This window comes from Anaerophaga thermohalophila str. Valhall, assembly GCF_000250735.1.
Taxonomy (GTDB): Bacteria; Bacteroidota; Bacteroidia; order Bacteroidales; family Marinilabiliaceae; genus Anaerophaga; species Anaerophaga thermohalophila_A.
In genome coordinates, this window is record NZ_AHZV01000070.1 from 1 (window position 1) to 7,381 (window position 7,381).

Genomic DNA, 7,381 nt, shown 5'->3' on the forward strand with positions numbered 1-7,381 from the left:
AACTACTTATTTTATTGATTTTCAATTATTTAACAGTTTTGTCATGTACTAAGATTTGAATTAATAGATTTTTAGATATTAGATGATTCATCTAATCGTGATATACTGCATTTTAACAAATACAACCTGTTAATCACAAGCAATTGTTTTGCAACGTATTGCAAAAGTTTAACGGACTGTTGTGAATAACACTCAAAAATAAAAAACAACTAAAAACAATGACAGACAACAATCCAATGCCTGTTTTTGGCGAAAACTCAGAATTTTTCAATGAACTTGAAGACAAAAAACCCGCCTTTTTCCTCGATTATGACGGTACATTGACCCCCATTGTCAGCAAGCCCGAACAGGCTCGTATCAGCCAGGAAATGAAAGACATCCTTGCCAGGCTTGCAGAAAAATACACGGTTGCGATCATCACGGGTCGCGATATGGACGATGTTAAACAAATGGTTGGCCTGAAAAACCTTATCTACGCAGGCAGTCATGGTTTTCGTATTTCAGGCCCCGATGGTTTGTACCGCGAACATGAAAAGACTTCAGTTTTGCTCCCCGAATTGAGTATCATAGAAAAAGAATTGCTCGACATTCAAAAAAAATATAAAGGAGTGCAGGTCGATCGTAAGCGCTATGCCATAGGTCTTCATTACCGGAATGCAAAAGAAGAAGATATTGATAACATCCTTGCCGAATTTGATGAAGTTCTTGAAAACAATCCCGGGTACAAAAAAGGCACCGGAAAAAAAATTGTTGAAATCAAACCCGATCTTGACTGGCATAAAGGGAAGGCTGTTTTGTGGATACTTGAAGAACTTGGACTTGCCGATGACACTTCGGTTATTCCCGTTTATATAGGAGATGACGACACCGATGAAGACGCTTTTGAAGCATTAGAAGAAAGCGGAATCGGCATAGGAATAATGGTTGAGCACAATGGCAAACCAACTTATGCATCGTATACCTTAAAAAATGTGGATGAAGTAGCTAAATTGTTTCAAAAGTTTTTGTAATCGCTCATTCATGAAGTTCCCACCTAAAATGACTCGCATTTTACCGGAAATTCTATACGCATCAACGCGATAAACCCCAAAAAGGCACAAAACATATCAATCTGTTCTTGTGCCTTTTCTTTTTCAACAAATAACTGTTGGGTCTTTATCCTCCGTAATAAATCGGGCCTTCAATTCCCAACGGAATTTCAAGCCAAATCCATATAACGAACATGATGATCCTTACCACAGCAAAAACTAATGCAAATGGCAACATGGTGGAAATAATGGTGCCAAGACCGATGCTTTTCACGTACTTCTGTGCAAAGGTGATCACCAGGGGAAAATAAGGCAGTAAAGGTGTAAGAATATTGGAATAGGAATCTCCAATACGATAAGCTGCCTGAGTTGTCTCAGGGCTGAATCCCATGAGCATCAGCATTGGAACAAAAATAGGAGCCAGAATGGCCCATTTAGCCGATGCACTTCCAATAAGCAAATTAACCAGCGATGAAACCAAAATAAACGCCACAAGCAACGGAATACCTGTAAATCCAATGTTCTGTAATCCGTCGGCACCTGTAATGGCAACGATAAGCCCTAGGTTCGACCAGTTGAAATAAGCAACAAACTGAGCTGCTACGAAAGCCAGAACAATGTATCCGCCCATTGTGGCCATTGACTCGCCGGTCATGTTGGCTACGTCCTTATCGCCTTTGATCGACCTGGTTACCAAGCCGTAAACTAAACCGGCAATGAAGAATAAAATAAACATCAGGGGAACAATAGAATTATAGAATGGTTCCAGGCCACCATCTTCTCCCCTGAAAACAGCATTCTCGGGCACAATTCCCCACACTATCAATCCAAGGAAGAGAACAATAGACACCAGCGTCCATTTCAAGCCTCTCTTCTCAAGTGGTGTTATTTCACTGGAAACGGATTCCTCTGTCTGTTCGGTGTAAGGCCCAAGTCGCGGAATAATGATGCGCTCAGTGACCCAGGTACCGGCAATCCCGACCAAAGGCACCGAGGCTGCCATTAAGAAATAATTGGAAAGCGGGTTTACAGTATAACCAGGCTCAATTATTTGAGCAGCAGGCTGAGGAAGTTTGTTACCCACTACTTCAACTTTGTCTAAAAGTCGTTAAAAAAATCCTTCTTTCTTCTTTTCTGACATAAAAAGATACGCTTTGCGGAAATTAGGTCACATAATAAAAACTTTGCGTCATTGCGTCTCTGCGTTTAGATTTCTTCACAGACTATTGCTGCTTTAAGGAAACTTCGGAAATTGTCCAAAATCGGGATCTCTCTTTTCCAGAAATGCTTTTCTTCCTTCCTGCGACTCCTCCATGAGGTAAAACATCAGAGTGGCATCTCCTGCCATTTCCATGATGCCGGTCTGTCCGTCAAGTTCAGCATTCAGTCCGCGCTTGATCATACGCAAAGCCATGGGGCTGCGTTTCAACATTATTTTGCACCATTCCATGGTTTCTTCTTCCAGGGCATCATGCGGTACAACCTTATTTACCAATCCCATTTTTTCTGCTTCACCGGCCGAATACTGTTTACACAGAAACCAAATTTCACGTGCTTTCTTCTGTCCTACATGTCTGGCAAGATAAGAAGACCCGAATCCGGCATCGAAACTACCCACTTTGGGCCCGCTTTGTCCGAAAATGGCTTTATCGCTCGCCACTGTCAGATCGCACACCACATGCAGAACATGTCCCCCTCCTATGGCGTATCCGTTGACCATAGCCACCACAGGTTTTGGCAACGACCGGATCCGTTTATGCAGGTCTAAAACATTAAGCCGGGGAACGCCATCTTCATCCACATAACCACCATGTCCCTTAACATTCTGATCACCTCCCGAACAAAAAGCTTTATCGCCCTCACCGGTAAGCACTACTACACCAATATCCTGACGCTCACGGCAGATATCGAAAGCATCAATCATCTCCTTTACAGTTTGCGGCCTAAAGGCATTATAAACGCGCGGACGGTTAATGGTTACTTTTCCAACGCCTTCGCAAAACTCAAATTTTATGTCTTCGTATTCTTTAATGGTTGTCCACTTATATTTCATAGTCGATAGATTTTTAGATTGTTAGATTTTTAGATTGTTAGGGTTGTTAGGGTTGTTAGGGTTGTTAGGGTTGTTAGGGTTGTTAGGGTGTTAGGGTTGTTAGGGTTGTTAGGGTGTTAGATTGTTAGGGTGTTAGGCGCTTAACGCATAAAACTAACCAATATGTTGTTTAACGGCCCCCAAAATCCTCCAAAAGGGGACTTATAATTTGAGGCCCCCTAAATCCCCCCAGGGGGGCTTAAATCTCTGTTATCTATGATGCAACTTTATCTTTTATGTTCTTATATGTCTTATATGGTGTATTTTTTTTAGTTTCAGGTTCTGAGTTAGCGAGCATTTAGGCTTTTTTTTCTACCTGTTGTTTCAGGATTCCCTCAAATATTTGAAATAGTCTCTCAATATTTCGCCATTTGTGTCTCCCGGAGTAAAAATCTCAAGCAATGCAGGACTGCCCTTAACATCCCAAAAATGGTCAAGTATCTGTTCTAATTCACGGGAATTACCGGCAGCATAATACTGCAATCCAAATGTTTCGGCTATTCCACGGCACTGATGATTCCCCCTTGCTTCGAAAAAGGGTTCCAATTGATCCGTTTCAGACGGTCCGGGAATATAACGAAAAATACCACCTCCTCCGTTATTGACAACAATCACACGAAATGAATCAGGCAAATATTTATGCCATAAACCATTGGAATCATATAAAAACGCCAGATCTCCAACAATAAGCGTAACCGGACGGCTACCTGCAAAAGCTGCCCCTGCGGCCGTACTCACACATCCGTCAATGCCACTGGTGCCACGATTGGCATAAAAAGCCTGATGCTTATTCCATTCAAAGAGCTGGGCATAACGAACGGGTGTACTGTTAGCTAAATGAACTTCCATACGGTCAGGCATGGCTTTAGAAATCTGATTAAAAACCGTGAGATCACTCCACGACACCTCACCCAAAAACATTTCATGCCTCATTTTTACGGCATCACGGGCATCTTTCCACAATTCAACATAACCGGATGAAAATCGTGGCAGTTGCTTTTCAACTTCTGTCATTATCTGAACAGCATCCCCTTTGATCTGACGTGTCAAACTTCGGTATGTATCCACTATAATGTCCTGATTGGAAAAATGCCAGTGTGCTTTTGGCGGATACTTGCGAATCAGTTGCTTCAGTCGTTTGGACAAGACCGGGACATCAAAAGTTATTAATAAATCGGGTTGGATAGATCCCGGATCTTTAGCAAAATATTCCAAAAGGCGGTCGGTATTACCAAATATACCATCATCCGAGAAATTCGAAAGTAATTCGGTCATCACCACTACGCCCTTTCTTGCTAATGATTTGGAAAGGAAATTTAAACCATCGTCAGGATTCAACGCCCCAACAACAAATAATATTCTCCGATATCTCGATATTTCCGAAACCAACTCATCAACAAATTTTTGAGCGACCGAATCGGTTTTTTTGACCGAAACTATCCGGGAAATGAGTTCATTTCCAGTCTCAACGGTTCCATATAGCGGTTCACGAAAAGGTACATTGATGTGAACAGGCCCACGAACATCTCCCAGCGCATTTTGAAAAGCCTCATTGAGTAAACGGTCGGTCAGCCAGTGGTCTTCTTCGGATAATTCCGCAAAGGGCAACTGACAGGAGTATCGTACAAAATTTCGGAATACGCCGGTTTGACGGATGGTTTGACCGTCGGCCTGATCAATATATTCCACCGGGCGATCGGCAGTTATTGCAATAAGGGGTATTTGCTGATAGTAGGCTTCTGCGAGCGCGGGTGAATAATTCAACACGGCTGTGCCACTGGTACAAACCAGCGCTACAGGTGAGTTCTGATGCCTTGCAAGACCCAATGCAAAATAAGCGGCCGACCGCTCATCCACAATGGTTAAACATTCAAACTTTTGACTTGAAGGAAACGACAGAATCAGAGGAGCATTGCGCGAACCAGGCGAAATAACTACATATTTCACACCATGCGCATAACAATGCTCCACAATATGTCTGACCACCGGTTTATCGGAGATGGATAGACTCATTACATTGGTTTTGTTTTACAGAATGCAACACCGATAAAAGCGTGTGGGCTTTCAACCGGGTCTCTTCCCATTCGGCCTCCTCTTTTGATTCACGTGTAATACCGCCACCAAGATACAAAACAGCATTATCATTCCCCAATTCCATTGATCTGATGTTAACAAAAAAACTGAAGCCGTTGGAAAAAACAGGCCCCAAAAAACCACTATAAAAACCTCGATCAAAATGCTCCGAACTTTGGATTAGTTCTATGGCCTTGTCTTTGGGATAACCGCCAACTGCAGGTGTCGGATGTAACGATTTTAGTAACTCTCCCAACCGCTCTTCAACAATTGCTGCATCAAAGTGATAAGATGTTCTTAAATGTACCATTTGACCCGCAATAACCGGTTCGGGCCCTGTTTTCTGATAATCCGAAATGCCAAAATCATTTAAAACCTCATCAACAAAAGTCGAAACAAACCCCTGCTCTTCCAGTTCCTTAAGATTCCAGTCTTCGCTTTGATGCTCACTTTTTTGTGTTGCAGCAAGAGCAACTGTGGTAATTTTATTATCGACTTTATTGAGGAAAGTTTCGGGACTGGCTCCCATCCATCGGCCTACCTCCGGATGATCAAAAAAATAAACGAAAGCATTTGTATATGCCTGACACAAGGTTACAAAAACTTCTGGTAATATCTGTTTCGGAACATCCGAAACTTCCATCTTACGGGCAAGTACAACTTTATCGGCAACACCCTTATCCAATGCATCCTTTATCTTTCTAAACGAGCGAGCATAATCATTCCTTACATGAGTTGCCTCTTCGTAAAGCCGGAAAGATTGTATCTGTGAATACCCAACGTTTTCGTCCAAAAACAGAAACTTTTTTTGCTCAGCTTTCGGCCACAGAGCAAAAGCACCTTCCGATAAGGTGAAAGGGGCAACAACAAAGGAGCCCTTAAAGCGTCCGGGAGAAAAGTCAGATATATCAATTTTTGAAACGTCTTCAACACCAAAGGCATATCCCGCCTCTTCTCCAGGAAGCCGGTAAGCCACAAAAGAACTGCCCTCAGCCAAAAGGCTGGTCATCCATTCCTTTGCACTATTTAGTGCGTGTCTATAAACTCGCATAAATTTTTACAATATGTGTATCTGTTCAGAAAGTGCCAGTTGCAAGGCGTGCGAAGTCCGAAAATACGGAGTTTACTTTTCGTAAATGAGTATTTTGGCGGCAAGTGTAACACAGCAAATGGTACATTATGAACAGACACTATTTATGTTTACAGAATTGCTCAATTTATTACCTTTCGAGAGAAACGCAAAGATAACCAAAAAGGTTTACTTTAGGAGTTTTGGGCTCTATGTTTAAGTTTTTAATGTAGGGAGACGGGTTGATAAACGCTGACCTTAAATTACAAAAGCCGAAGCACCATTCATTTCTTCTCGGTCAGATATTTCCAAAAACGCTTTGGCATAAACTGCATCTGAAGTCTGGGATTGGTGCGCTTCCATCTATAAGTGGGGTCTAAAAAGAGATATTTTTATAAAAATCAAGGTGTTTTAATTTTTGTACCGCAATTAACTCGTTGTTAATGAAGATGCAAAAATTTAAAACATTAAATAGCCTGGCAATAAAGATCGCACTTGTCCATTTAAATTCAATACCAGACATTAGTTCAACATAATCTTTACACCTTATTAATCATTCTCTAATACAATCTTTAAATTTACCTAAACAAGAGAAAACAAAAGGATTCTAATTTGCGACAGAAAATAAAATTTTAGCTATGCGCAATTATTCGAATCCTAAAAAAGAAAAAATTTCTCCAATTCAGGAATTTCTAGTAGGAACAGGAATTTTTGTATTCCTCGGCGGTTTAATTCTATTACTATCAGGTAAAGGAGATTTTCTGTTATTTGTGAATTCCCACGCTACCCCTGCTGCTGACAATTTTTTCAAGACTTATACTCTTTTGGGGCTGGGAACTTTGTTAGCACTCTTTGCTGTATTATTCCTGTTTATCAGGTACTATTATTCCGTGATGTTTACTACTTCACTCATTATTGCCGGGATAATCGTATTTATCAGCAAAAAAATACTTTTTAATCATATGTACAGACCCGCGAAAGAGATTGATTTGTCAACTCTGCCCCATGTTATTGAAGGAATGAATTATCATCATTTTGGCTCCTTCCCGTCAGGTCATGCTCTTACAGCTTTTGCAGGAGCTACCATTCTGGCTATGGCCACCAAACAGAAAGGCTTAG

The 7,381-nt window shown here is 41.4% G+C and carries 6 protein-coding genes and 1 pseudogene; 2 read left to right on the top strand and 5 right to left on the bottom strand.

From position 1 onward, the window contains the following. The first annotated feature begins 218 nt into the window (after positions 1 to 218). Positions 219 to 1,010 (top strand): trehalose-phosphatase, encoded by a 792-nt coding sequence (gene otsB / locus OQ5_RS0102940; RefSeq protein ID WP_016776064.1) that lies wholly within the window; start codon positions 219 to 221, stop codon positions 1,008 to 1,010. A 145-nt stretch (positions 1,011 to 1,155) separates the two neighbouring features. On the opposite strand, the gene OQ5_RS20075 is transcribed toward otsB, so the two are convergent. The 5 genes and pseudogenes from OQ5_RS20075 to OQ5_RS25190 all read right to left on the bottom strand — a co-directional run. Continuing rightward, positions 1,156 to 2,112, bottom strand: coding sequence for an AbgT family transporter (locus OQ5_RS20075; RefSeq protein WP_016776065.1), 957 nt, complete (start codon positions 2,110 to 2,112; stop codon positions 1,156 to 1,158). A gap of 150 nt (positions 2,113 to 2,262) precedes the next feature. Further along, positions 2,263 to 3,081: a 1,4-dihydroxy-2-naphthoyl-CoA synthase gene (gene menB, locus OQ5_RS0102950; RefSeq protein WP_016776066.1), complete on the bottom strand. Its 819-nt coding sequence runs from the start codon at positions 3,079 to 3,081 to the stop codon at positions 2,263 to 2,265. A gap of 363 nt (positions 3,082 to 3,444) precedes the next feature. Beyond that, entirely contained in the window at positions 3,445 to 5,133 is a 1,689-nt protein-coding gene (menD, locus tag OQ5_RS0102955; RefSeq protein WP_016776067.1) for a 2-succinyl-5-enolpyruvyl-6-hydroxy-3-cyclohexene-1-carboxylic-acid synthase, read from the bottom strand. Beyond that, positions 5,111 to 6,244, bottom strand: a complete 1,134-nt coding sequence (locus OQ5_RS0102960) for a chorismate-binding protein (protein ID WP_255297353.1) — start codon at positions 6,242 to 6,244, stop codon at positions 5,111 to 5,113. Before OQ5_RS0102960 ends, menD begins: the two co-directional genes overlap by 23 nt. Before the next feature lie 302 nt (positions 6,245 to 6,546). Next, positions 6,547 to 6,615: pseudogene (locus OQ5_RS25190) on the bottom strand (DUF4130 domain-containing protein); the annotation flags it as partial. A 285-nt stretch (positions 6,616 to 6,900) separates the two neighbouring features. Here OQ5_RS25190 and OQ5_RS0102975 point away from each other — a divergent pair. Beyond that, a partial coding sequence (locus OQ5_RS0102975; RefSeq protein WP_016776071.1) for a phosphatase PAP2 family protein occupies positions 6,901 to 7,381 on the top strand: 481 nt, incomplete at its 3' end.

What these genes read in the sequence shown, in the direction of transcription:
- menB (WP_016776066.1), bottom strand. Translation starts at nt 3,081, where the DNA reads ATGAAATATAAGTGGACAACCATTAAAGAATACGAAGACATAAAATTT.
- OQ5_RS0102960 (WP_255297353.1), bottom strand. Translation starts at nt 6,244, where the DNA reads ATGCGAGTTTATAGACACGCACTAAATAGTGCAAAGGAATGGATGACC.
- otsB (WP_016776064.1), top strand. Translation starts at nt 219, where the DNA reads ATGACAGACAACAATCCAATGCCTGTTTTTGGCGAAAACTCAGAATTT.
- menD (WP_016776067.1), bottom strand. Translation starts at nt 5,133, where the DNA reads ATGAGTCTATCCATCTCCGATAAACCGGTGGTCAGACATATTGTGGAG.